The organism is Sphingobacterium sp. UBA7625, from assembly GCF_002484085.1.
Classification (GTDB): Bacteria; Bacteroidota; Bacteroidia; order Sphingobacteriales; family Sphingobacteriaceae; genus Sphingobacterium; species Sphingobacterium athyrii.
Window position 1 is genome coordinate 1 of the sequence record NZ_DLJD01000059.1, and the last position, 25,736, is coordinate 25,736.

Sequence of the window (25,736 nt, forward strand, 5' to 3'; positions counted from 1 at the left end):
AACAAGAGGTGCGGTTCAGAAGTTAATAGATGATCAGGCAGAAACGGAACTGATCGATTCATTCTACAAGGATCTCGAGTTTGGAACTGGAGGATTAAGAGGAATTATGGGCGTTGGCTCCAACCGCATGAATAAATATACGATTGGAAAAGCGACACAGGGCTTATCGAACTATCTTAAAAAGCAATTTCCTGATCAGGAAATCAAGGTAGCCGTAGCATACGATAGCCGTAACAACTCGCAATCTTTTGGTCACCTTGTAGCCCAGGTATTTGCTGCAAATGGAATCAAGGTTTATCTCTTTGACGAATTACGTCCTACACCAATGTTATCTTTTGCCATCCGCCATTTTGGTTGCCAGAGCGGCGTCATGTTAACGGCTTCACATAACCCGAAGGAATACAATGGTTATAAAGCCTATTGGAACGACGGTTCGCAATTGACTGCCCCACATGATGAAAATGTGATCAATGAAGTCAATGCAATCGCCTCCGTAAAGGATATTCAGTTTGAAGGAAATAGCCAAAATATTATCCCTGTCGGTGAAGAAATTGACCAGATTTATATTGATGCCAATAAGGCATTGAGCATACACCCCGAGGCGGTGCGGGCACAGAAAGACTTAAAAATAGTTTATTCTCCGATCCATGGTACAGGAATTACAATTGTACCCAAAATGCTCGCATCATGGGGTTTTGAAAACGTTACGGTAGTCACCGAGCAGGCAACACCGGATGGAAATTTCCCAACGGTGATCTATCCAAATCCGGAGGAGGAGGACGCCATGGCCTTGGCGAAGAAAAAAGGCGAAGAGATTGACGCGGATCTCGTTTTGGCCACTGACCCCGATGCTGACCGTGTCGGAATCGCCGTTAAAAACAATCGGGGACAATTTCAGTTACTCAATGGTAATCAGATCGGCAGTTTGCTAATCTACTATGTATTGAGTGCAAAGAGTGACCTAAAACAATTGGGACAAAACCCATATATCGTTAAAACAATTGTAACCAGCAACCTTCAGGCAGATATTGCCGATCATTATCATGTAGCGCATTATGAAACCCTTACTGGCTTTAAATATATTGGCGAACTGATCACAAAATTAGGGGATTCGGCCCAATATCTAGCCGGTGGAGAGGAAAGTTATGGCTACCTCGTCGGTGACCTGGTCAGAGATAAAGATGCGCCTAATTCCTGTGCTTTCCTGGCTGAAATGACCGCATATTTTAAATCAAAAGGCAAGACTATCTATGACGTATTATTGGAGATCTATCAGGAATTTGGCTGCTATCAGGAAAAACTGATTTCCTTAACGAAAAAAGGAAAAGCCGGAGCCGAGGAAATTCAGGCCATGATGGCCGGGTTACGTCAAAATTTACCAACGAAACTCGGCGGAATCGAAGTCAGGGAAATTCGGGACTATCAACTTTCCCAGGTTACTGACATGAAGACAGGAAATAAGAAAGCGATTACACTTCCAAAGTCGGACGTCCTGCAATTCATTACGACGGATGGTGACGTGATTTCGGCAAGACCTTCAGGTACGGAACCCAAAATCAAATTTTATTGCTCCGTTAAGGGGATACTCCAGGCAAAAAAAGACTATCCAAGTCTTCAACACCTATTGGCAGAAAAAGTAGACCGTATGATGAAAGATATTGTTGGTTAATGAACTGTTGTTATGGAAAGTGAGAATATTACTGGTTTGAGAAATATTTTACGTAAGGATGGACCGCGTTGGCTCGTACTATCAATAGATTTATTTTTGGTGTGGTTTAGTTTTGTTTTCTGCTACATTTTGCTGATGAAGCATCGGGGACTCATTTCAATTTCAATATTGTTGTTCGAATCGATCGTTGTATCATTTATTTACCTATTCGTATTTTTAGTATTTAAGCCTTATCAGAGTATTGTCAGACGTACGGGATTGCGTGATTTAAAATTGATCGGAAATTGTATCGCAGTAGCATTTGTAATTACAATAATGGCTTCCTATTTATGGGAGTTTATTGTTTCTGATGAAGTAGAAAGGAAATATTATTTTTCACAGACGCAATTGTTATTTCACGCTTTAATGACTGGGATAGCGATGGCATCTGTAAGATTATTCTATAAAACAGTTTATCATTCTTTCTTTTGGAATAACAGGCAAAATGCTGTTCCGGTTATTTTGTTTGGAGCAGGGAACATGGGGCATAATACCTATAATCTTTTGCAACTAGGCTCACGTAATAGATATAAGGTTGTTGCGATCTTAGATGATAATCCGGTGCGTATTGGCCGATATATTCAGGGTATCCGTATTCGTTCACTAGCAGAATTGGATATGAGTTTATTGGAGCAAATTGGAGGGGCACAGGAGCTGGTGATAGCGATTGATAATTTTACCCCTGAAAGATTAAAGAATATTACGGCAAGGGCTGAATTATTGCCCATAAAAATTAAGATCATACCAAATTCTGCAGCGCTTTTAGAAGGTAGAGTAGCTACACAACAGATTCGGGCATTGAAAGTATCAGATTTATTGGGACGAAAGCCCATTGAGTTGGATAATCCGATTATAAAGGAAGCATTAACTGGCAAAGTTGTATTAGTAACAGGTGGCGCAGGATCTATTGGTGCTGAGCTGGTGCGTCAAATCGGACTGGTGGCCTGTAAGCTATTTGTAATAGACCAAGCTGAATCAGCGTTATACGACATTCAGCAGGAGCTACGGAGTTCTACTTATTTTAATGATTTTACTTTTATTGTTGGTGATGTCCGGGACAAAGACTTTATGGAAGACATATTCCAACAGCACCGCCCACAACTAATTTTTCATGCCGCAGCGTATAAGCACGTCCCCTTAATGGAAGCTAATCCTTATGAAGCTGTTTGGACAAATGTTTTCGGTTCATACAATATGGCTTTACTGGCAGATAAATATGGGGTAGAAAAGTTTGTAATGGTTTCCACAGACAAGGCCGTTAATCCGACTAATGTCATGGGAGCTACGAAACGTGTTGCAGAGATCGCAGTGAGTGCTGTCAATCAAATATCAAGCACTGCTTTTATCGTCACTAGATTTGGGAATGTATTGGGATCAAATGGCTCGGTTATTCCATTATTTGAAAAGCAAATAGACAAAGGGGGGCCGATTACAATTACACATCCAGATATTACCCGTTTTTTTATGACAATTCCCGAAGCCTGCCAGTTAGTACAAGAAGCTGGAATTATGGGAAACGGTGGTGAGATATATGTGTTTGATATGGGAGATTCTGTGAAAATTATGGATTTGGCGAAGCAGATGATTCGCCTCAAAGGTCTTCGATATCCAGAAGATGTAGATATTAAAATTGTCGGTTTACGGCCGGGAGAAAAGATATTCGAGGAGCTATTGGCAAATGATGAAAATACTGAAAGGACGCATCATGAAAAAATTATGATTGCCAAAGTAAATACCTTAGATGTGGGAGAAAAGCGTAAAAAAATTGATGAGCTTTGTCAATTGGTGCAGCGAGGAAATCCTGAAAAAGACAAAATGCAGATTGTCGCCCTGCTGAAAGCAATTGTGCCAGAATTTAGATCGCAGAATTCTATTTTCGAATCGTTGGATCATTTGAAAGAACATTTATATAAAAAATAAAATAAATTACTATACATTACTTAGGAATGATATACATACTTGTGCTGATTGCTTTATTTATCTTAGAATTAGTGTATTTTAAAGTCGCTGATCGTTTTAATATCATTGATAAACCTAATGAGCGCTCCTCGCATTCGTCGATCACATTGCGTGGTGGTGGGACTGTTTTCTATTTTGGGGCCTTTATATATTTTATATATTCCGGTTTTCAATATCCGTGGTTTTTTATTGGACTGACCCTAATGACAATAGTCTCCTTTTTGGATGATATCTTTACCCTTTCCAATAAAATTAGGTTATTAATTCATTTCTCTTCAGTTTTGCTAATGGCATATCAACTCGATTTATTCGACATGCCCTGGTATTATCTTTTGATCGGCTTTATTGTAGTGGTCGGCGTTATCAATGCCTATAACTTTATGGATGGTATCAATGGGATTACGGCCTGTTATAGCCTTGCAGTCGGAGCCTTATTAATGATCGTTAATCAACAGCTGAACTTTATTGCTCAAGACTTACTTATTTTTTCTTTGTCGGGAGTATTGGTATTTACTTTTTTTAATTTTCGGACCAGGGCCAAATGCTTTGCAGGTGACGTTGGCTCTGTAGCGATCGCTTATATTCTACTTTTTGCTTTAGGTCTGCTTATATTAAAGACAGGTAATCTTATTTATATCCTATTTTTAGTTGTATATGGAATTGACGCTGTCTGGACAATCATTAGACGGATATCCCGCAAAGAAAATATTTTTGAGGCGCATCGTTCTCATTTGTATCAATTTTTAGGTAACGAGGCGGGAGTAAATAAATTATTGATTTCTTTTCTTTATGGATTGATTCAATTTGGAATAGGTTATATCGTGATTGAGTTCTCAAGGCAACCTTTACAGGAACAATTGATTTTCTCAGGTGCGTTGATTAGTATATTGAGTGTTATTTATCTGATATTAAAGACTTATATAATTAAAAGATTCGTTAAAATCTAATTTTATTATGAGTGAATTAAGTGTTATTCAAGGCGGAGTCGTCAAAGATCAACGTGGACAAATTCGCTTCGTCAATGAATTTGATATGAGTTTGGTCAAGCGATTCTATATTATTAAAAATGCTGATACTGAATTGATCAGAGGGTGGCGGGCGCATCGTATTGAGCAACGGTGGTTTTATGTACTATCAGGTGGTTTTAAAGTCGATTTGGTAAAGATTGATAATTGGGGAGCACCAGATCAATCGCTGCCCATAGAAAATGTAATATTGAATGCTGTGGATATGAAGGTTCTTCATGTGCCAGTGGGCTATGGGACAGCCTTTCGGGCGTTGGAAGCGGAAAGTGAATTGTTGGTCTATGCCGACTATCCAATTACACATGCACCAATGGATGATTACACCTGGGAATTCGATTATTTTGAGAATGTAGATAAGGATCTTTAGCAGATTTTGTATCTAGATGGGCGAATAAAGTTTTTTAGGCACAAAACTTGCATGGCAGAGGGGGCGTTCGTTAAATTCTTATTAAGTTACCATATTTAAGGGGTTTTTGAGGAAAAAAGTATATTTTTGTCGTTGAAATACTAAAATCAATTTTATAATTTAAATAAAACATGCGATTAATTTCAAAGTATGGTTTAACACTTGGACTGTTATATACGTTAGTGTTGATGCTATTTAGTTCTTGTGGTTCACGCAAGAATATGGTCTATTTACAGAATGATTCTACGCAAATTAACACTTTGTATGAACAGTACGTTCCAAAGATTCAGGTGAATGATATCTTGACTATTGTGGTTACAGCGGCCGATCCAAAAGTAACGGCCCCCTTCAATGCGGTTAGTTCTGTGCCTAATAGTAATTTGACTCAAACAGTTGATTTGGCTTTAAGACCAACCTATACTGTTGATAATACTGGACATATTACACTGCCGATGTTAGGGAAGGTACATGTCGCAGGTTTAGCCCGTATTGAAGCCATTGAAAAAATAAGAATTGAACTAGGGCAGTACATTAAAGATCCTGGGGTGAATATAAACTTTAATAATTTCAGGGTGTCGGTTTTAGGTGAAGTGGCAAGGCCGGGATCATTTATAATGCCAACAGAACGTGTTACCGTGTTGGAGGCGATTGGGATGGCTGGCGATTTAACGATTCGAGGCGTTCGTGAAAATGTAATGTTGATCCGTGAGGTAGACGGAAAAAAATCTACGCATCGTTTGGATCTTACCCAACAGAGCACTTTAAATTCGCCCTATTATTATTTAGCACAAAACGATGTAATTTATGTTGAGCCAAATAAGGCACAGATAAATAACTCGAAGCTAGGGGCAAATACAAATATAATCATTTCAATTGCCAGTTTATTAATTACAGTAATTTCAGTATTGACCCGTTAAATATGCTTATGGAATATCAACAACTAAAGAAACAAGATCAGAAAGAAGAAGAAATTAACTTAAGGCAACTTTTTGAACAGTATGCTTTTTATTGGAAATGGTTTCTAATCTCTGTAATAGTTTGTGTAGGAATTGCCGTAGTGTATTTACGTTATACGCAAAAAAGTTATAATACGACAGCAAAAATTCTTTTAAAGGATGAGCGTAGCGCTTCTGCTGGTGAGTTGGCCGGCATAACCGAATTGACTAGTAGTATGGGGTTTGGTGGAAGTCGAGCTTCTTTTGTTACGGATCAGATTGAAGTTTTGACATCGCGCCGTTTAATTCGTAAAGTAGTAGATGAAAATCATTTAAATATCTATTATGCAGTGAAGGGGAAAATCCGCTCATCTGAAATGTTGGGAGCAGATATGCCTTTTACTATTGAACTTCAAGGCGACTTGGATACTGTTCGGATGAATATGAAAGTAAATTACAGTGGCGGGAATAATTTAGAAGTCACAGATCTATTAACAAATAAAAAGAAAACGGTCCCTTTTAATAAAATTGAGCTCATTGGTTTTAATAATGTCATTTTTAGGAAAGGATCAAAAGGAGTCTTAGACAAGGATATTTATGAGTATTTTGTCTCTGTAATTCCTAATGATTGGGCGGTAGATGAAATTTTGGGTAGCCTTAACATTTCTCCTGGGAAAGAAATGCAATCTTATATGGTTAATATGGGAATCGTCTCTAGTTTAGGTAAAAAAGCAGAGCTTATTTTAAATTCCTTGATAAATATTTACAACAAAGATCTGACGGAAGATAAATTAAGGACTACACGAGCAACCTCTGATTTTATCAATAAGCGTTTGATGATTATATCAAAGGATTTGTCTGGAGCGGATGCACAGGCTGCAGATTTTAAAACTTCAAATTCCATGGTGGATATGGAGGCAGAAGCGAATGTTTTTCTGAATAGCGCCTCGGAAAGTGAAAAAAAAGTTTTGGAATACCGTACCCAATTACGTTTAGTGGATCACATGAACGAATATCTGAAGAATCAAGAAGTTGGTAAACTTTTACCCTCCAACATTGGTTTACAAGATGCTTCGATCACTGCAGCAATTTTAGAATATAATAAGCTGGTTTTGGAGCGGGATGATTTATTGAAATCTGCTTCAGACCAAAACCCTGCTGTTATTTCGTTAAATGAAAATATCACTGAATCAGACAAAAACATTCGCCAATCGCTACAGAATTATCAAAAAGTAACACAACTGGCTCTGAGGAGTATTCAAAGTAGATCAAACGAAATAAGAAGTAAGATTAGCTCAATTCCTAACCAGGAACAAGGCTTTAAGAAAATATCGCGTCAACAACAAATAGTGGAGTCTCTTTATTTATTGTTATTGCAAAAGAGAGAAGAAAGCGAAGTCAAAGCGGCAGCTACTCCAGATAATTTAAAAATAATAGATGCAGCTTATACTAATGGATATCCTGTTGCTCCTAGGAAAATGATAGTTTTATTTAGTGCTTTTGTTATGGGGTTTCTAATTCCATTTGGCACTATTTATACTAGATTCTTATTAGATAACAAAATCCATTCACGTAAGGATATTGAAGATTTAGTTAAAATACCTGTATTGGGCGAAATTCCTACAGCTGAGGATACAATTGTTCACTTAAACGACAGATCGTCTTTAGCTGAAGCCTTCCGTATTTTGCGGACTAATATGAACTTTATGTTTGGGCCGGATCAAAAGGAAGCTTCGAAAGTTGTTTTTATAACATCTACGATTTCTGGTGAAGGAAAGTCTTTTGTAACAACTAATCTCGCGCAGATTTTATCCATGTCAGGTAAAAGGGTCTTATTGATTGGTGCGGATATTCGTAGTCCTAAGGTATTGGATTATCTTGGTCTGTCACACTTGCAACATACTAATGTTGGGATTACTCAATTTTTGATCAATCCAGATATGGATGTAGACAATATCATTATTAAAAAACCTGGTAACTATGACTTTGATGTGGTATACTCCGGGTATATTGCACCTAACCCCGCTGAGCTTTTAATGAACGGGCACTTTGATGATGTAATTAAATATGCTCGTAAGCATTATGATTATATCTTAGTGGATACAGCACCTGTGAGTCTAGTAACGGATACTTTGTTGATTGCCCATAATGCAGATTTAACGTTATATGTATCGCGTGTCAATTACTTAGACAAGCGTTTACTTCAGGTACCCCGTGAATTATACGTGGATGGTAAATTAAAAAATCTTGCTGCAGTAGTTAACGATGTTGATTTTGCACGTGGCTACGGTTATGGCTACGGTTATGGCTACGGCTACGGAGACAAAGGTAAAAAGAAATCAGGATTCGCAAAAGTTTGGCAAGACATAAAAGGTCGTCTAAATATAAAATAGTTCTATAATTTTATAGATTTTGGCCTTATTGTTGTTTAACCCCAAGTCGAGAATGGACTTGGGGTTTTATTTTACAATAATTTTTGTGACCCTTCGTTATCTTTAAAAAATTTCTTATACTAATCAACTTACTATGACAAAAAAAATAATAAGTGTATTTATCGGAGTCCTTTGCCTTTCAGTAGGGAGTGTTTCGGCGCAGTTTTCTCGTCCTATCAGCGTGGGTGCTGGTGCTGGCGCCACTATCAGCCTTGCAGATTTGGCAAATGTGGATCCTAAATTTGCTTTTTATGGTGAAGCTGACTACTTGATTACCCCATTTATCTCTGTAGGATTACGCGGTGAAAAAGGAACCTTAATCGGAAATGGTTATAATAGTGACTTCGAAAACCGTTATTTTGCAGGGAATGTAAACGGCAAGGTTCGTGTAGGGCAATTTTTGCACAAAGAAAATAATTATAGCTATTATACTTTGGAGGCTAATACGCTCTCAAAAATAATTTCCAATATTTATGTTGGTGCTGGAGCGGGCTTGCTGAAAAATAGAATCAAAAATCAATTGGATCCAAACTATGTCGATGCTATAACTAATCAGGGTGCCGAATTCGCGGATGATATGGGGGAAGTTCATTTTGTTGTTCCTTTAAACGTTGGTCTAGATATTCCTTTTGGCCGTACGCTCTATGGTCCCCAATGGGCTATTAACGTCAATTACCAACATACATTGACAACAAATGATAACCTTGATGGGATCAAAAATAGGAGTAATGACCAATATGGTGTCGTTTCGGTAGGGGTCAAATATGCGCTATTCAATCGAAATTAAGCTAATCCAAAAACAAATAGGAATGAAAAATATATTTAAAATAAACCTTAATAATCAGCTGTTTGGGGTATTTACTTTCGCTATTATCATTGGTTTCTCTGCCTGTAAATCAAATTCTGCTATGTATAAGGCCCCGAAAGTAAATGCTTTTAGCGGTGGTAAATTACCTGCGCCTCCGGGGATGGTTTATATTCCTTCTGGTACCATACTTTTCAAGGGATCTCTCGATAGTGGGAATGTAGGAAAGAATGTAAGTGTGAGTGCTTTTTTCATAGATGAGGCCGAAGTAACCAATAAACAATATCGAGAGTTTGTCAATTGGGTAGCTGATTCTGTGGCCGTAACGGATTACCTACAAGATGACCAGTATTTTTTAGATATCGCAGGGGAACAGGTGGGACAGAAACGGATTAATTGGACGAAAGTCAAGAAAGTGTCCCCATTGTGGAAAAGTAATGATCCCAGTATTCAGGAACGTCTTGCCCCAATGTTAGAAATGCGAGGCAATCGACGCGCATTAAATCCTGAAGTGATTAAATATCGTTTTTCCTATTTGCAATCAAAAGGTAACGTCAAAAAATCTTATGTGACAGACTCTGTAGCCGTTATGCCAGTGGAGGATATTTGGACAAAAGACTTTCCGAATGCTCAGTTAGCTTCCTTGGATGCCAATTACTTTTCCCATCCTTCCTTTGATTATTATCCTGTGGTTGGTGTTACCTGGAGACAAGCAAGGGCATTCACCGATTGGCGGGCGAGTCAAATGGCGGCTACAGTACTAAAAAATTCTTATCTCAATGGTTATCAGTTGAGCTTGAGCTTACCGACCGAAGCACAGTGGCAATATGCTGCCTCGGGTAAATTAGACTCCCAGGATACTGTAGCAGGTTCTCGTATGACCATTGATGGAACAGAAGGTAAAAAGAAATTAGCTGTAAACTTTAAACAGGGTGAAGGTACATACGCTCGCGATGGCGCGACATTTACCCTTCCGGTTAAATCGTATATGCCTAATGCTTTTGGTGTTTACAATATGGCTGGGAATGTCTCAGAATGGACATTGGATGCCTATAGCCCCTCTGCTGTGGTTTTTGTAAATGATTTAAATCCAGCACTTCTTTATGATGCTGATGCCAAAGACGGGGATGCCTTGAAACGAAAAGTAGTGCGGGGCGGATCTTGGAAAGATAATGGCGAGCAGTTAAACAGTGAGACGAGGAATTATTCAGTGGATTACGAACCACATTCTTACATTGGTTTTCGTTGTGTGATGTCGGCATTCGAAATGCCTACCGTACAAAGTAAAACACGTAAGTATTAATTATTTGATCACAATATAAAATTGAAAGTGATGATAACGAAAATAATAGTGGCAACCGCGATGACTTTTATCGTTGGCTCTTTGTTTGCTCAACAGGAAACAACAATTGATACGGTGTCCAGAAATCAAGATACTTTAAATAATAATACCTCGGCGATGCCAGGAGCTTCTGGAGAAGTCAATCAGGATACAATTCCGTTAACTGACGGATTCTATCAAGCAAACAACATGGAAGATGCTGTTCCTTTTGCATATCCAGAGGTAAACAAAAAAAATATTCGTTTTTATAAGCGCGTATGGCGGGATATTGATCTGAAAGATGATAAGAATGCGATTTTGGCCATTCCTGGTAATTCGTTGATCGAAGTAGTAATGAAAGCGATTGAGAAAGGTAAATTATCGCTTTATAGCCCTGATGACGATTCTTTCAAAGGCAGGTTAAGCGCGCAAGAAGGTATGGCTCGTTTTGCAGATAGTGTACTTGTACCTATCTTTGATGATGAAGGCAACCAGATCGATTCAAAAATGACGCTGAATGAATTTGACCCTTCACGGGTGACTAAATTCCGTGTTAAGGAGGATATCTTTTTTGATAAGCAACGTAGTAGGCTTGAGACGCGTATTATTGGAGTTGCCCCTTTGATGAATATTACAACTTCAGCGGAATTAGCTGAATCTGTTGGATCCACTCCAGCCTTTTGGCTCTACTTTCCGCAATTGCGTTATAGTCTAGTACAGGTTGATATCTCGGATCCAGATAAGGGCCTATACGATATGAGTATGGATGATTTCTTTGTACAGAACAAGTTTGCAAGTACTATCATTCGTGAATCCTCTCCAGGCATGTTGCAGAATGTGAAGGCTGATGAAAATGGTACGCAGCAGCTTGATGGAAAAAAAGTTGAGGAAAAATTAGATGCTTATAAGAAGAAATTATGGAGTAATCCGAAAGGAGTAAAAGCGGAAGAGCTTGAGGGTAGTCAGACTAAAACGGAAGAACAAGAACAGTTGCAGAATAACACGGAAACTCAACAGAAATTATAAAGATAATCAACGGTATTTTCAAAAAGGCTTTCGTTTGTCGCTAAAGAACAAACGAAAGTTTTTTTGGTAATGACTCAGATTAATCACTGTCTTTACCTATAAATCGAGAGTATGTATGGACCAGCGTAAAGAAAAAGACTTCTTGTGGTGCATATTTTAAGTAACGTTGGAAGTTCTTCCACAAACGTTTTGGTCCTTCGGGGAGCGAGGAAATCGCAGTAATAGTTTTCCCATGTTCAAATCTTTTGTCGTGGAAACCAAAATTACCCGAATACCATATCTCATCAATCATCCATTCAATACTCGTCTTTTCAGGATAAGGAAAAGGGACGGCCGTAATAGGTAATCCCAAGTATTCAACTAAGATCTTATGTAATAGATGGATCCAGTTTATGATGCCACAATCCATGTAGATCTGTTGTAAAATTTCATTATTGGTTTGAGAATGAGCCGTGTAGTATAGGCGGGCTGAATCGCAAAGTTGGCGTAACCCTATCCCAAAAGAGATCATATGTTTTAGAATATGGCCATTTACTTGCAGTATTTGCAATTCTGGAGCGAGTAAATGAACAGGAGTTTCTTGAAAAGATAGGATTTGCTTTTGATCTGTGAATTTATTTTTTAATTTATCTAGATAATTAATTTTAAATGGGCTTCTGATATCGAAAAGCTTTTTGTGATGCTCTATCCAGATGCCATTGTATTCATAATCAAGGCTAAATCCTGCTGTATCTCTAAATTGAATTCGATTTTTTTTTAGATAATCTCGCGCAGACGCATAACCGTTGTCATCAAAATACCAATCAATATCGCCGCAACTGCGATGAGAAGGAATACGATAACAAGCGGCAACTCCCTGACCTTTTAGTAGTAATGGGTGGAGTCCAGATTTATTAAAAACGCTGAATTGCTCTGCAATCACCAGGTTCATTTTTTCGTTATGACGTTCGATCTGATCAACCCTAACCGCCCACTTTAAACGTAGATACTGTGGCGGGAGCTGATGTTCTTCTAAAAAAGGAAAGCTATCATAAATAATGCCTTCAACAGTATGGTTGGCCGCGTACCTACGTATTGTATTCCAATCGTCCATATCCATTGGCTGCGATAGGATTAGTTTTCCTTCTCCCCAAAGGCCTATACGCAATAATTGAAAAAATATATCCCTTAGCTGATTGTCCATTTAGATTATTCGCATAAAAAAAATTACACAAAGATAATGATTTAAGAGGCTACGCTATCTTTTTTTCTGCTTTTCCTTTGTATTTTCTGTTTTTAAGTATAATCTTATACTGCTTGCTAATCAGGCAATTTCAAATACTTTTCCAGTACCAATATCCCTAATCGTGAGGGGGGGGGACTTCGCTGTCAGGGAAAAGTTCTTCTGATTATCATATCGTAATAAAAAAGGTTAGGAAACCTAATTCCCAACCTCTTGCATTTTCAAAATATACTTTAAATAAAGTCAAATATACAGTATAATTTAAACATAATGTAAAATATTTGATTATCCTACAGAAAGATCAATTAGAGATTGTAGCTAAAAGAGCAAAAGGTTGGTCGTTTCGTTAGATTTTGCATGATTTCATAATTTACCATGTAAATTATGAAAGAAATTAGATTTTATTCGAATTCTTTGTTTATTATGTTATTGTTATAGATCGTATTCATTTCAATTTTAAAATTGCTTTTATTTTTTGAATCAGGGTTTGTTGGAGTTTCTGTTATTAAATCAAATATTGGCCCTGTAAGCTTGGTTCGATAATTTGATTTAATTAAGACATTATTGACTTTTTTTGAACCAATTAATTTTCCTTTGTTGTCAAATAGTGAAAGTGTTATATCAAAGTTTGAACCATTTGTAGAGGATTTTGGCAAAATGGGTGTCTGAAAAATCGTATTTTCTTTTCCAACAGAATCTTTAAGAGAGAATGATAGACTTTGAGTGAAATAGTTCTCTTCGTCACCTATATACAATTCATTTAAAAATGGATTTATAATCGAATATTGAGAGTAAGAAATCCTAAACGAGGCTGCTTCTGATTTAACAGCATCTGAAAGTTGTACCATCAAGAGCCCGTTGAGCCGGTTTAATTCTATTTGGGAATAAGTTGAATCGCTAGAGACCACAAATTCCGTAAATTTTTTTACAAAAACTTCTTCTGATAAATTGAAAATATCTAGATAATGATTGCCATTTATTTTATCTTTAATAAATAGTGGCGCCCCTTCTTCTGCATTATAAAAAACGGCCCCTACTTTGTAAGTACCTTTGGCCAGTTGAATATTAAACTTCCAAAAATCCTCAGTTGTCTCTTCGTTAAGATAGGGTATCATTGACCTATCTAAATTAATCGCGATGTCCCCATTTGAATTAAATATCAAAAATCTTATTCTACTATATCTGCTGCGGAAGTCATCCTCTGGAGACTGATTGCTTACCAAGTTAGTAGCTTTCTTTTCAGAGATGACGGTTAAATCTTGCTGAAATTCTTTAGCTGTAAAGGTTACATCGAATAACCTATCACTATTTGAAGTATGTTCATTATCCTTCTTACAGCCGATTAGTAAAAATAGTACTAAACTAATAACTATATTCTTTTTCATAATTTTATAAATTAGTGTTTATAAAGTTTATATATAAATTATTATCATCATTCAATAAATTGGCTGTCAATTATGTCAAAAAATATGCCAACTAATACTTTAGGAGAAATACGTCCTTTAGTTGTCAATCTAGAGGCTTAGCAAAAACAATTTGTCCTAAGATAAGGTTTTTTACTTGTACTTCTAGTGCGGTAAGTCCTTAAATTAGGGCTGGTAATAGGTTATAATATTTTGGCGTCTTTTTTTTATTAATTTCCTCAATTTGCATAGCTTTCAATTCATCCATTGGTAAAATGGAAAAAATGTGATTACGTAAAATAAGAAGTTTTTTTATCCGAAACAATAAAAGTACTTTATGTACGCTTTATTCACCTAGTTGTTACGCTAATGACATAGCCAAGTTGTTAAAATTTTGAATATAGTCAACATGAGTATAAGTCTTAATTAGTCACTAATAGTTGCTGCGGAGGTGAGATTAAAAATTAAGTGAGATGGCAAGACAATCAGGTATGCCCTGGTTCGATAATGTTCGCAATAATTCTTGTATTCCGGAATGGCTTTCTATTTTTTTACGGATTTATAAATAAGAAAACACCCCTGTCATCGGGCGATGGGAAGGGAGTGCCTGTTATTAACTTAATTTTATGAAAGTATTTTTAATCGAGATATTCAGTGATGATTTAAAATAAAGCCCCCTGATTTACATCTGAGCTTAGCTATTATTAAGTTTTTCTTTATATTATATAGTTGTTCAAATGCGGTTTTGGACGTTATACCTTGGGATTTTGCAATGGAAAAAATCTCATAAGCATAAAAATCATCTGCTGTTAGCTTTAGTACGTTCGTAAATCTTGTATTTTGAATAATTTTGCTAATTAAATTAGTGTTTCCTATCTTTGTGCTATTAGCCGGTTTAATAAATAATGATTGGCCAAAGATCAAGACGGATAGATGATCCTATCGAGTATGATCTGCTGTCATAGGCCAAACTATATAATTATGGATGCAATGCAGCGATTTAAGCCTGCCAAGAAGAGCGATGAGCTTCTGAAGGCTATCTTTGAAGAAAATTTTCCGGACTTTCTGCGGTTTATGTATCCCGATGCCGATGCGATCTTTGATCTACAGCGTGGCCTGACCTTTATGGACAAGGAGCTGTTAGAGATCATTCCTGACCGTGAGCGTAAAAAAGGCAAGCGTATGGCGGATCTTCTGGTCAAGGTATTTTTGCGTGACGGTACTGAAAAATGGATCTTGGTACATACGGAAATAGAAGTCGGGAATGACCATGGATTTTCACATCGGATCTTTCAGTACTATTACCGTCTATTGGACCGTTATCGTGTTCCAGTGGAGACCATAGCTGTTTTTATAGGCGACCGAGGCCAACGGCCGCCCGCTACATACAGCTATTCTGTTTTCCGTACTTCGTTAGAATTCCGTTATCTGAGTTATCAGATATTCGATCATAGCGAGCAGGAGCAGCTTGTTATGGACAATATTTTTGCGTATATTGTGTTGGCCTGTCAGAAGTCTTTACAGGAAGATAAGCTTCCTGAGGAAGAGCTAGCGGAGCAGCGTAGTACGATAGCACGTACATTGATAGAGACGAATAAATACAGTAAAGATCGTATAATGAGCTTTTTGGTTTTTTTAAAGAGTTTTCTTTTTATACGGGATAAAGAAATAAATAGTAAATTTCCTCTATAAATTGTTGGTCAATGGCTGAGGAGAGATCGATAAATTGCTTTTTATTTGCAATTTATCTAAGTTTGACCAATACATTTATCAAGTGACTGGAGGCACAATTGAAATGGGAGTAATCGAAACAATAAAAAGACAGGAGCGAGAAAAAGGTATCAAGACCGGAATTGAGAAAGGTATCGAACAAGGTGTTGAAAAAGGCAAGCGAGAAAAAGCTATTGCAATTGCATTAGAGTTCAAGAAAATGGGATTACCGATTGCCGATATTGCTAAGGGTACTGGGCTTTCTATAGAAGAAATCGAAAAACTGTAATAACGTAATTCTAGCCGTTTAAAAATAATTGTTGTAAGCCATTCTCGGTAGGGAATGGCTTTTTATATTTTTACGGATTCAGGAATAAAAAAACTCCCCTGTCATCGCCCGATGACAGGGGAGCAGCCTTTTTATATTAACCTATTTTTATGAAAAGTATTTTTAGTGAAATTCAATGATGATTTTAAAATAAAGCCTCCAAACGTAAGTAAGGAGGCTTAGCTAAAAGTTGGTTTGCTTTAACCGGCATAACTAAGTTACGCAATAAATATTTTTATATCAAAAAGTTTTGGATTTGTTTTCTACTTAATGTTCAATATCAGTGACTGACTTCGCTTGGGAGGTGTAATCCCGATCATTGGGCGTTCACCATCGCCGTAGAAGTAGTCGAAAAGTTGGCTTAATTGATTTCCGAAGTTTTTGCCAAGGCATATACTTGGTACGAGTAAAAGTCGGTATCATCAGCTGTGTTTTTAGCTCTGGTTATTCGACTTCCATTTGAGCTAATCTCGGATGCTATTTTTCCCTCGGTAAGGGTGACGCCCAAAGATAAACTTAGCAAAGTTACTCAACTCTCCGTTGGTTTTTTAATTCATCTATACTCGTAATCATAGATGAAGTCTACACATTCAATATTAATTGGCGTCCTTCTATTTTTTATCAGATAGTGCTTTAGCTAATAACTTCTGTGTAGCAATTAATTCCTTTTGAGTCTGTATAGTTTCTTCTTGCATGGAGATCGTTCGATTGGCCTGATCCAATTGCTCTTTCAGAGAATTGATTTTTTCCAAAGAAGCATTATTATCATTTTCGTAGAACGATCTGAAAGGTTCAAGATCAGTATAATATTTAAGAAAATTGTGGTTTAATGCTGTGGTGTAGAGTGCTAGTTTTTGTATTGATAGTGTTTCTTGCTTTAAATCATATTCAATGTTTTGGGAATTTTTTACTTTGATTTCTTCCGTCAAACGGGCATTGCTGACACCTTGATTCTTTGCTTCTCTTTTTATTATATCACCAATATGAATTTTCATAAAATTATCTCAATAATTACCAAAAATATTTTGGATTTTGACAATATATTTTTGGTTGTTAAATTGTGTTTACTTATATTTGTATCATAATCAGTTCGCTGATTACAGTCTCGTCAACTAAAACCAGCAATTTTATCGACGCGAGACCTTTAGGAGCATATTCTCCCAATTTTGTATATTTGTGCAATATTTGGGAAAAGCTCCTACTGGAAACTGCGTCAGGTCCTTGCTGGTACCTCGTTGGCGGTGGAAGGTAGGAGCTTTTCCTTTTTTAGTTCTGACTTCCCCCGCGAGACTCTTAGTAATAACCCAGGTATTTAAATTATGAAAGAGCTAGAGTCAAGTACATCATTATCACAACGACGGATCAAGGATCAGTGTCGGCAACATGCAGCAATCCTGCTTATTAAGAACAAACGCTGCCCACCGGAGTAGTATCAAAGAGCTTAAAATCAACAACACGCAATACTTATAGTATTAAAATGCCCATTAAGAAAGGCCCAAAAAGCCGTCCTTATTGGTACAATGTGGTTGATTTTGCCGACCTAATTTTTTCAAGACCAATGCCCGACAATTGCACTATCCTCGTTTCTTTTATTCTTAGCAGCTTAAAAGTACGGATTTTGCGATTCATAAGCAAAGATTCTAAAAAATAAATATAGTTTTTCTATAAAAAAGGTCGGTTTTTCATTTTCTATATGGATGCGGTATCGTCCATATCTATTCACCCGTAATTGTCTAGCACCGCATCTGAAGACCTATTAATAGTTCTATTTATTTACCGGAGTGGCTCAGGCCAGACCCCTGGGATGAAATTGCTGATCCCGATCGGACAGGTAGTCTCTGTCTTAGATCACTCCATTAAAACTTGAAAAATGAGACATTTTTTTAGGGCAGGAGAGGTCTTGCCCAATCAAAAGACAATAAAACGGTATAGTACCCTACTATCTATCCTATGCTTAGTTTCTATGTTTAGTTTATCGGCTCAGACGCCCCGCAAGGAAAGCGGGGCCGATGGGCTAACTGAACGCCCTATTAACATAGGTGATGCCGTGCCTGATGATTTTTGGAAACAAGAATTTACTATTTATAACGATGGACATTTATCTAAATCAACTCTTGCTCCTTTCAGAGGGAAACTTTTGGTATTAGATTTTTGGTCAACAACCTGCTCTCCTTGCTTAATTCACCAAAAGGAAATTGCATTCTTTAAAAATAAGTACGGCAATGAAATCAATGTTGTTATGGTTAACTCCGTGCGTACAAGGGATAACATACAAAAAATTGAAAAGCTTAATAATCTGTTGAAAAATAGTGATTTCGGTCTCAAATCCATACACTCCATTATAGACGATGATTACCTCCATCGCCTATTCCCGTTTAATGGATTCCCCTTTTATGTCTGGATAAATCAGAATGGTAATATACAGACTTATACGATGCGCAACTTATTGGATAGAGGTTATAATGCCCCTTTTGTGGACCCAACACCTAGAACAAAGTAAAATGAAAAAGCATATTTTTCTTTTCTTGCTGTCTTTCTGGGTATCGATAGCGGCAAAAGCACAATTTAAGATAACTGGCAAAATACTGGACGCGAAACATCAGGCTATTGGTGATGCTATTGTAAGGGCTGGAACTGTAGCAGCATCAACAGACGGGGATGGAAAGTTTGAACTTGTTTTGCAAAATAAACATGGGCATATAGATATATCGCACATTAATTATCGTCCAAAGAATGTCTTGTATACATTTCCAGATTCACTGATCGTCACTCTTGAACGGAATGAACTTGCCCTAGACGAAGTGGTTGTTTACAGTGACGGATACCAGTCGCTTCCCAAGGAGCTGGCCACAGGTAGTTTCGAAATGATAGCTGACAAGGTCCTCAGTCAGCGCTCTTCCTTAAATATCATAGATAAATTGGAATCGACAGTGCCGGGCCTTCAATTTGATCGACGTAAATCCGCTACTGTTATGAATGTTAGAGGGCTTGGGTCTTTTTCTGACGCATTGCTTAAGCCCTTAATCATATTGGACAATTTTCCATATGAAGGAGAGCTAAGTAATATAAACCCCAATGATATTGAATCTGTAACGGTTTTAAAAGATGCTGCGGCAAGCTCAATATGGGGGGCGAGGGCTGGCAATGGAGTGATTGTCCTAAAATCAAAGCGCAATGCTGAAAGGTCTAAGGGGAAATGGGACGCTGGAGTTAGTTTTATGATCACGAAAAAAGCTGATCTCGATTATTTGCAGCTAATGTCCTCGGCGGACTTTATAGCAGTAGAACAGCAATTATATGAAAAAGGATTTTATAAATCGGCTTTAAGCAATAGTAGTGCGTCATATTTGTTTTCGCCGGTGGTCAAGTTGCTTCGAGATATAGATGTGGGTAAGATATCAAAGCCGGAAGCTGATAGACAGTTGGAAAGATATCGAAATATAAATTATAAAGATGATATGGAGCATTACTTCTTTCGGAATGCCGTGTTACAACAGTATAACGCAAGCTACGCCACGCATTCCGATTTGCTTACTTCGCGTTTTAGTGTGGGCTACGATAGAAATCTTGCGAACGCAGTTACAGATAAAAATAACCGCTTTACATTAAAATCCGATTTGATATATCAGCTAGGAAAAAATCTGGAACTGAGTACTGCATTTCAATATGTCAATACAACCGCTAACCAGTCGCCTTCGGCATTCAGCTTCCCCATAAACCCGGGCGGTAATAGACAAGCTCTGTATCCTTATGCCCAATTGGTCGAAGAAAACCAAAACGCAGCAGCTATTGCATACGCTTATGACCCAGATTACTTGATTGGTATTTCAGATCCTTTGCTTGACTGGACAATGAAACCGTACAAAGATATCTTTGATTCGCGAACGGATGATAAGATGGACTATTTTAATGGCGGACTCAACCTGATGTATTCATTTTCAAAGAATTTTAAGTTTACTGGACAATATAATATTGAAAAGCAGATACAGCAACAGCAAACTTTATTTACAGAAGATGCTTACTTTACTCGAAATCTGATTAATCAATTTACAACATCAACTAACGGCCTGCTTACTTATGGCATACCTAAAGGTGCAATAAATACCTTATCCGGTAATCGAATGTTGAGCCATCGTGGTCGTGCTCAGTTAAATTATGAAGTGAACAATAATTTACACCTTTTGACAGTACTTGCGGGAGCCGAATATTCGAAAAGAACAAGTGAGAGCTCGTCAAGCCGAGTATACGGTTATGATGTCAACTTGAAAACTAGCCAGCCCGTGGATTATGTGACGCTATTTCAGACCTATAGAGGATTGGCAGGTAAACAAAGTATACCTTATCTCATGTCAGATCAAATGCGTGAAAATAGATTTGTATCTTTTTTTGCTAATGTAGGCTATACTTTTTTTAATAAGTATACCGTTAGCGCTTCTGCTAGAAGAGATGCGTCTAACATATTTGGCGTAAAAACAAACGACCGATGGAATCCATTGTGGTCGGTCGGAACAGCCTGGTATCTGAGCAAGGAAAAATGGATGCAGCAAATTCCGGAGATCAACCATTTAAAGCTGAGATGGACAATTGGCCATAGTGGAAATATTGGCGGGATAACCGGAAGTGAACCGATCATCACATATACGAAAGCTCCTTCAGGGGCTCAGACCACTTTGCCAAGAGCATTAATAAGTGCCTTGCCAAATCCTTCGCTAAAATGGGAAGATATCCGTATGATAAATTATGGACTTGATTTTGGATTGTTCAATAATAAAATATCAGGTTCTATAGAGTATTTTAACAAATTGTCATCTGACTTATTGGCGACCGATCTGATAGACCCGACGTCTGGGTTTTCAAGCATGACGAAAAATGTCGGTAAGCTGCTAAATAGAGGATTTGACTTCAAATTGTCCGGACGTATTGGTCATGGTAGATTTTCTTGGATCCCGACGTTATTTTTGTCAAGCAGCAAGAATAAAGTACTTGAATTCTATGGAAATTTAAGTACAGGTACAACCTATACAACAAATACAGGAACATCGATGCGCCCATTGAAAGATAAAAGTCTTTACCCTGTATTTTCTTACGTTTTCGCTGGGTTAGATCCTCTGAATGGTGACCCTCAAGGATTTTACAAAGGACAGGTTTCAAAAGATTATCGCAATATGTTGCGTGATTCTATTCAAAACCTAAGTTATCATGGTACAGCCTTACCTCCTTATTATGGCGCTTTCCGGAATGAATTCAATTGGAAAAATATGTCGGTCTCATTTAATATTAGCTACAAATTTGGTCATTACTTCCAAAAAGAGACTATTCGTTATGCCTCGCTTTATAACAGCTGGATATCACATAAAGATTACGAAAAGAGGTGGGTAAAACCTGGAGATGAACTGACCACGACTGTACCTTCAATGAATTATCCTGCTGATACAAATCGGGATACCTTCTATGCAAATTCGGAAGCCAATATAGAAAAAGGTGATATTGTTAAACTGCAAGATGTTCAGTTTAGCTACGCTCCAGATTGTTCTCGATTTCTTTCGTCGAAGAAATTAAATGTGCGTTTATTTTTTAATGCCAATAATGTCTGTGTATTATGGAGAGCAACGAAATCTGGACTAGACGCTGATTTTCTGGGAATACCAAATGCAAGGAATTTCACTATTGGTCTGAATGTGTCGTATTAAACTAAATTTCAGCTAGTTATTATTAACAAAATCATAATCTTATGAAATGTAAAAAATTTAACATTTTAATTTTCGTGTCTATAATGGGTTTGTTTGCAGTCACGTCCTGTGATAAATATCTGGATGTAAAACCTGATTCCACAATTTCGACTCCGCAGACATTAAAAGATCTCAGGGCTATGCTTGACAATGAAAGCCGGATCAATCAGACTTATCCGGGGCTGCTCGAAGTGGGGACGGATGATTATTATTTGAATTTTGATCAAATTACCTCCCAATATCAGCTTTACCAAGACTTTTACTTCTGGAAGAGGGAATTAATCAATTCGGGTACATCGAGCTGGCAAGCCAGTTTTGGGACTATATTGGTCGCCAATGTCGTATTGGAAAGCTTGGAGAAAATAACATCTTCTGATATTAGCTTGAAAACGGAGCTAAGCGGAGAAGCTCACTTTGTCCGTGGCTTATGTTACTACTATCTCGCTTTGGTTTACTGTCAAACGTATAAATATGGAAAGGAAAATAATCAATTGGGATTGCCTATACGATTAGGATCCGATTCCAATGTAAAGGTGCAAAGGTCATCTTTGGAGAAAACATTTGAGTTTATCATAGCGGAACTAAAATTAGCCAGAGAATTATTACCCGAACAAGTTGCGGTCAAAACACGGCCAAGTAAAGCCGCGGCAAGTGCGGCCTTAGCAAAGGTCTATCTTTATATGCAGGATTATCAAAATGCGGAAAAGATGGCGTTAGAGGTGTATGATAAAAGCAATGTCTTGCTGGATTATAATAATCTGGATATACAATCCAATAGACCGTTTCCAGCCTTGCATGACGAAATGATCTACCTGGCTTATTCGGTGGAAAATGCTGAGTTGCTCAATGAAGATGACCTTAATATATCCTCGGAATTATACAATTTATATGAGGAAAATGACCTTAGAAAGGAAGTGTATTTTAAGGATAAAGGCGACGGTGCAAAGGGATTTAAGGGGAATTATGCTAGCAATTTTTCTTCTTACTTTGCAGGGATGGCGATGGATGAAATCTATCTTATATTGGCTGAATGCCATACCAGAAGGGGAAGGAGGTCGGATGGACTAATATTTTTAAAGGAATTGCTTACCAAAAGATATCAAAACGGCGAGTATCAGTTGCCCGATTTTACTACTGATACCCAAGCACTAAAATATATTTTACAGGAGAGAAGGAAAGAGCTGATTTTTAGAGGTGTCCGTTGGTCAGATTTAAAAAGATTGAATCTGGATAAGGAATTTGAAACAAGACTTAGCCGCGAAGTCGATGATGGTACTCATGTACAGACAATTTATCTGGAACCTAACGATAGCCGTTACGTTTATCCAATTCCTGAAAGTGTAATTGTTTTGGGGGGTATTGAACAAAATACGAGATAGAAACAAGGGAGAGACCGCCGGTTTCTCCCTTGTTTCCTTCGCTGTTAGTGTTTTCTAAAAGCAGTAACAGTCTCATTTTCTTGAGGTGTTTCTGACGGATCTAATGTTTCAAGGGCATCCTCAATACGTTGCTGTACTGTTTCACTTCCAAAAGCAATATAATTCATGTCTGGTTGTGATGAATTAGATGGATTAGCTGGAGCCTGCAATTCGCAAACAGTTTGATAAGGTAGACTACTACAACTTTTTCCAGCTGGTAAACTGGTAGAATATTTACTCGGGTCAGTCGGGTTATCACTCGAAGTGCCTGTAAAATACCAGGTCTGATTGGCGCGCACAATCTTGGTATCTTTTGCCGCCTTTACTTCTTTCTGATTTTTAACCTCTTTTTCACTTTTAATACTTTGCGCATTCGCACTTAACGAAATTCCTAATGTCATCACACCAATGCTCATGGTACCGATGATTCTTTTTACTAATGTTTTCATTTCTAATGTTTTTAAGTTTGTTATTGTTGCTTATCCTTATTATCCTCCTGGATCGGCCTTGGAGTTGTTCCCTATTGACCGACCGGTACTACCTGAGTCCAATCGATCTGTTATCTTATACCAAAGTTAGCCCAGTAATCTGCCCTGGATGTATGAATTTTAGGTAGATCGATGTATGATTTTATTCATTTCTAGCCATACAGTATTTATCAGAAGGTCTCTACGACATAGTGATCGTGGATTGCGCCTTGTGAGGGCCCCGACATCTCAGGGATGAATACACAATATAAGGGATGAACGACATATATGATAAGTGCGGATGACATTTATGAAGGTGTGAATGACATTTACGAAGGTGTGAATGACACTTACGAAGGTGTGAATGACATTTACGAAGGTGTGAATGACATTTGCGAAGGTGTGAATGACATTTACGATGATATGTAAGCCGTTAAAACAATAGAAACAATAAAGTATCGGCGCGTGCCCTTAGACTATTGGTATAAATTGCAGCGAGTTTTAATCAAAAATCGCTAACTTTATTTAACCAGCAATAAATGAGTTAATTATGATAAGGTCCTTCTTTACACTACTTGTCGTTTTTGTTCTCCATACAGCACTTCGGGCGCAAGAGAAATTCGATCCTGTAGCCTGGAAGGCTCCATATGATCTCAGCCTTGATGGTTGGGGAATAGAGCGGTTTCCGATACCGATAGACTTTGCGCCTAAGATTCCTTACAAGGGTGTAGAAGATGTTCGCTTTACGAGTGGATGGAACAAGCCTGAGAGCGATGAGTATTGGTCTTATGCTTTCTTGTGGTATATAGAAGGGCAGCAGGTGCCCAATTCAAAAACAATTGAAGCTAATCTATCTATGTATTTTGACGGTCTCGTGAACCGTAACATAGAAAAGCGTGCCCTTCCAAAGGAGCTGATCAAGAAAACTAAGACTAAATTCAAAAAATTAGCCGAGCCAGAGGGAGAAGATGAATCTACCTTTACCGGTACCATTCAAATGGTGGACTATATGGGCAAACAGCCCATAACTTTACACTCAACAGTACATGTGAGAAAGTGTCCCGGTACAGATCACACCATTATTTTCCATCAGTTTTCGCCACAGGAGAGATCTGCCCCGGTATGGTCAAAGTTGGATGGATTGTGGCATACTTTTCATTGTTCGGAATAATTTCCATAGGCTTTTCAGTTCGGCTATTTCCAGTCTATGGAAATATCTTTAAAATCTACAAAATAAGGCTCTCCTGCCGAATGCGAATAACCGAATTTAAATAATTTGATCATTTTCCAGCAGGGAGTATTCCTTCGAACGTATAGGTGCATTTTATGGGTACATCCGTATTCAGTTGATTGGCAGTTAGATAATTTTCATTGGTTTAAAAAGACTATTATCAGTCGTAACTTATATTAATAGCTTTCTGATTTCTTGTAATTTTTTAAACTGATGTGACTCAATTGTATCGTTACGTCTTTGAAATTTGCCATTAATTATTAACTTTGCATTTAATTGTAAAAATTTAGCCTAGAAAACGTTAACCTAGTCTGTTGTATTCAGAGCAAGATTCTTAACAGGTTTCTAATTCCACGTTTATATAATTTATTTAAGTCGATAAGGAATTATATCGACCAATTTTTAAGTAAAAAAATGAAAAAGACAAACATTAAAGCCAAAGACAGTTCCAAGCAAATGTATGAAGCTCCAAAAATTGAAGTAAGGAAGATAGAATTAGAATATGGCATCGCTAGTGGATCAAATGCTATGCAACAAGGCTGGAAAGATTCACAGACGATAACCGAAGAAGTTGAAAACTATTATTGGTAATCTCGAATCAGCCTATCTAT

Annotated in this window: 21 protein-coding genes; 17 read left to right on the forward strand and 4 right to left on the reverse strand. The window is 37.6% G+C overall.

Annotation, left to right across the window (positions count from 1 at the left end; genetic code table 11):
- From B4G94_RS25290 to gldN, 9 genes are all read left to right on the forward strand, one after another.
- A partial coding sequence (locus tag B4G94_RS25290) for a phospho-sugar mutase (RefSeq protein ID WP_286862901.1) occupies positions 1-1,669 on the forward strand: 1,669 nt, incomplete at its 5' end.
- A 12-nt stretch (positions 1,670-1,681) separates the two neighbouring features.
- A complete protein-coding gene (locus B4G94_RS25295) occupies positions 1,682-3,628 on the forward strand; it encodes a polysaccharide biosynthesis protein (RefSeq protein ID WP_286862902.1) in 1,947 nt (648 codons plus the stop codon).
- 26 nt (positions 3,629-3,654) lie between these two features.
- The gene (locus B4G94_RS25300) at positions 3,655-4,614 is read left to right on the forward strand and encodes an MraY family glycosyltransferase (RefSeq protein ID WP_286862903.1); all 960 of its coding nucleotides are present in this window, start codon (positions 3,655-3,657) and stop codon (positions 4,612-4,614) included.
- Positions 4,615-4,621: 7 nt separating this feature from the next.
- Complete coding sequence (locus B4G94_RS25305) at positions 4,622-5,059, forward strand: WxcM-like domain-containing protein (protein WP_286862904.1); 438 nt, start codon at positions 4,622-4,624, stop codon at positions 5,057-5,059.
- 170 nt (positions 5,060-5,229) lie between these two features.
- The gene (locus B4G94_RS25310; RefSeq protein WP_286862905.1) at positions 5,230-6,015 is read left to right on the forward strand and encodes a polysaccharide biosynthesis/export family protein; all 786 of its coding nucleotides are present in this window, start codon (positions 5,230-5,232) and stop codon (positions 6,013-6,015) included.
- 8 nt (positions 6,016-6,023) lie between these two features.
- Positions 6,024-8,426: a GumC family protein gene (locus B4G94_RS25315; RefSeq protein WP_286862906.1), complete on the forward strand. Its 2,403-nt coding sequence runs from the start codon at positions 6,024-6,026 to the stop codon at positions 8,424-8,426.
- A 133-nt stretch (positions 8,427-8,559) separates the two neighbouring features.
- A complete protein-coding gene (locus B4G94_RS25320) occupies positions 8,560-9,252 on the forward strand; it encodes an outer membrane beta-barrel protein (protein WP_286862907.1) in 693 nt (230 codons plus the stop codon).
- A 22-nt stretch (positions 9,253-9,274) separates the two neighbouring features.
- Positions 9,275-10,573 (forward strand): SUMF1/EgtB/PvdO family nonheme iron enzyme, encoded by a 1,299-nt coding sequence (locus tag B4G94_RS25325; protein ID WP_286862908.1) that lies wholly within the window; start codon positions 9,275-9,277, stop codon positions 10,571-10,573.
- Positions 10,574-10,603: 30 nt separating this feature from the next.
- On the forward strand, positions 10,604-11,617 hold the full coding sequence (gene gldN, locus B4G94_RS25330; protein ID WP_286862909.1) for a gliding motility protein GldN: 1,014 nt from the start codon (positions 10,604-10,606) through the stop codon (positions 11,615-11,617).
- Between the two features lie 79 nt (positions 11,618-11,696).
- Here gldN and B4G94_RS25335 read toward each other — a convergent pair whose 3' ends face one another.
- The gene (locus B4G94_RS25335; RefSeq protein ID WP_286862910.1) at positions 11,697-12,716 is read right to left on the reverse strand and encodes a nucleotidyltransferase family protein; all 1,020 of its coding nucleotides are present in this window, start codon (positions 12,714-12,716) and stop codon (positions 11,697-11,699) included.
- Between the two features lie 524 nt (positions 12,717-13,240).
- Positions 13,241-14,224: a hypothetical protein gene (locus tag B4G94_RS25340; protein WP_286862911.1), complete on the reverse strand. Its 984-nt coding sequence runs from the start codon at positions 14,222-14,224 to the stop codon at positions 13,241-13,243.
- 999 nt (positions 14,225-15,223) lie between these two features.
- On the opposite strand from B4G94_RS25340, the gene B4G94_RS25345 reads away from it, so the two are divergent.
- Positions 15,224-15,934 carry a hypothetical protein gene (locus B4G94_RS25345; RefSeq protein WP_286862912.1) on the forward strand — a complete coding sequence of 237 codons (711 nt, stop codon included), beginning with the start codon at positions 15,224-15,226 and terminating at the stop codon, positions 15,932-15,934.
- Positions 15,935-16,037: 103 nt separating this feature from the next.
- Positions 16,038-16,241 (forward strand): hypothetical protein, encoded by a 204-nt coding sequence (locus tag B4G94_RS25350; RefSeq protein WP_286862914.1) that lies wholly within the window; start codon positions 16,038-16,040, stop codon positions 16,239-16,241.
- 650 nt (positions 16,242-16,891) lie between these two features.
- On the opposite strand, the gene B4G94_RS25355 is transcribed toward B4G94_RS25350, so the two are convergent.
- Positions 16,892-17,275 carry a hypothetical protein gene (locus B4G94_RS25355; RefSeq protein ID WP_286862915.1) on the reverse strand — a complete coding sequence of 128 codons (384 nt, stop codon included), beginning with the start codon at positions 17,273-17,275 and terminating at the stop codon, positions 16,892-16,894.
- A gap of 875 nt (positions 17,276-18,150) precedes the next feature.
- Between B4G94_RS25355 and B4G94_RS25360 the strand changes: the two genes are divergently transcribed.
- The 3 genes from B4G94_RS25360 to B4G94_RS25370 are packed head-to-tail and all read left to right on the forward strand — an operon-like array spanning position 18,151 to position 23,388.
- Positions 18,151-18,780 (forward strand): TlpA family protein disulfide reductase, encoded by a 630-nt coding sequence (locus B4G94_RS25360; protein WP_286862916.1) that lies wholly within the window; start codon positions 18,151-18,153, stop codon positions 18,778-18,780.
- A 1-nt stretch (position 18,781) separates the two neighbouring features.
- Entirely contained in the window at positions 18,782-21,970 is a 3,189-nt protein-coding gene (locus B4G94_RS25365) for a SusC/RagA family TonB-linked outer membrane protein (protein WP_286862917.1), read from the forward strand.
- 41 nt (positions 21,971-22,011) lie between these two features.
- On the forward strand, positions 22,012-23,388 hold the full coding sequence (locus tag B4G94_RS25370) for a RagB/SusD family nutrient uptake outer membrane protein (RefSeq protein ID WP_286862919.1): 1,377 nt from the start codon (positions 22,012-22,014) through the stop codon (positions 23,386-23,388).
- Positions 23,389-23,432: 44 nt separating this feature from the next.
- Here the strand turns inward: B4G94_RS25370 and B4G94_RS25375 are convergent, their stop codons facing one another.
- Positions 23,433-23,876, reverse strand: a complete 444-nt coding sequence (locus tag B4G94_RS25375) for a hypothetical protein (RefSeq protein WP_108635262.1) — start codon at positions 23,874-23,876, stop codon at positions 23,433-23,435.
- A gap of 306 nt (positions 23,877-24,182) precedes the next feature.
- On the opposite strand from B4G94_RS25375, the gene B4G94_RS25380 reads away from it, so the two are divergent.
- The 3 genes from B4G94_RS25380 to B4G94_RS25390 all read left to right on the forward strand — a co-directional run bounded on the left by B4G94_RS25380 (position 24,183) and on the right by B4G94_RS25390 (position 25,716).
- On the forward strand, positions 24,183-24,323 hold the full coding sequence (locus tag B4G94_RS25380; protein WP_286862920.1) for a hypothetical protein: 141 nt from the start codon (positions 24,183-24,185) through the stop codon (positions 24,321-24,323).
- Between the two features lie 121 nt (positions 24,324-24,444).
- Positions 24,445-25,065: a hypothetical protein gene (locus B4G94_RS25385; protein ID WP_165305288.1), complete on the forward strand. Its 621-nt coding sequence runs from the start codon at positions 24,445-24,447 to the stop codon at positions 25,063-25,065.
- A gap of 474 nt (positions 25,066-25,539) precedes the next feature.
- Entirely contained in the window at positions 25,540-25,716 is a 177-nt protein-coding gene (locus B4G94_RS25390) for a hypothetical protein (RefSeq protein ID WP_286862921.1), read from the forward strand.
- The last annotated feature ends 20 nt before the right edge of the window (positions 25,717-25,736 follow it).

Coding starts and splice junctions, on each gene's coding strand:
- gldN (WP_286862909.1), top strand. CDS start 10,604: ATGATAACGAAAATAATAGTGGCAACCGCGATGACTTTTATCGTTGGC.
- B4G94_RS25350 (WP_286862914.1), top strand. CDS start 16,038: ATGGGAGTAATCGAAACAATAAAAAGACAGGAGCGAGAAAAAGGTATC.
- B4G94_RS25295 (WP_286862902.1), top strand. CDS start 1,682: ATGGAAAGTGAGAATATTACTGGTTTGAGAAATATTTTACGTAAGGAT.
- B4G94_RS25390 (WP_286862921.1), top strand. CDS start 25,540: ATGAAAAAGACAAACATTAAAGCCAAAGACAGTTCCAAGCAAATGTAT.
- B4G94_RS25375 (WP_108635262.1), bottom strand. CDS start 23,876: ATGAAAACATTAGTAAAAAGAATCATCGGTACCATGAGCATTGGTGTG.
- B4G94_RS25320 (WP_286862907.1), top strand. CDS start 8,560: ATGACAAAAAAAATAATAAGTGTATTTATCGGAGTCCTTTGCCTTTCA.
- B4G94_RS25325 (WP_286862908.1), top strand. CDS start 9,275: ATGAAAAATATATTTAAAATAAACCTTAATAATCAGCTGTTTGGGGTA.
- B4G94_RS25305 (WP_286862904.1), top strand. CDS start 4,622: ATGAGTGAATTAAGTGTTATTCAAGGCGGAGTCGTCAAAGATCAACGT.
- B4G94_RS25360 (WP_286862916.1), top strand. CDS start 18,151: ATGAGACATTTTTTTAGGGCAGGAGAGGTCTTGCCCAATCAAAAGACA.
- B4G94_RS25345 (WP_286862912.1), top strand. CDS start 15,224: ATGGATGCAATGCAGCGATTTAAGCCTGCCAAGAAGAGCGATGAGCTT.
- B4G94_RS25300 (WP_286862903.1), top strand. CDS start 3,655: ATGATATACATACTTGTGCTGATTGCTTTATTTATCTTAGAATTAGTG.
- B4G94_RS25355 (WP_286862915.1), bottom strand. CDS start 17,275: ATGAAAATTCATATTGGTGATATAATAAAAAGAGAAGCAAAGAATCAA.
- B4G94_RS25380 (WP_286862920.1), top strand. CDS start 24,183: ATGATAAGTGCGGATGACATTTATGAAGGTGTGAATGACATTTACGAA.
- B4G94_RS25365 (WP_286862917.1), top strand. CDS start 18,782: ATGAAAAAGCATATTTTTCTTTTCTTGCTGTCTTTCTGGGTATCGATA.
- B4G94_RS25335 (WP_286862910.1), bottom strand. CDS start 12,716: ATGGATATGGACGATTGGAATACAATACGTAGGTACGCGGCCAACCAT.
- B4G94_RS25310 (WP_286862905.1), top strand. CDS start 5,230: ATGCGATTAATTTCAAAGTATGGTTTAACACTTGGACTGTTATATACG.
- B4G94_RS25340 (WP_286862911.1), bottom strand. CDS start 14,224: ATGAAAAAGAATATAGTTATTAGTTTAGTACTATTTTTACTAATCGGC.
- B4G94_RS25370 (WP_286862919.1), top strand. CDS start 22,012: ATGAAATGTAAAAAATTTAACATTTTAATTTTCGTGTCTATAATGGGT.
- B4G94_RS25385 (WP_165305288.1), top strand. CDS start 24,445: ATGATAAGGTCCTTCTTTACACTACTTGTCGTTTTTGTTCTCCATACA.
- B4G94_RS25315 (WP_286862906.1), top strand. CDS start 6,024: ATGGAATATCAACAACTAAAGAAACAAGATCAGAAAGAAGAAGAAATT.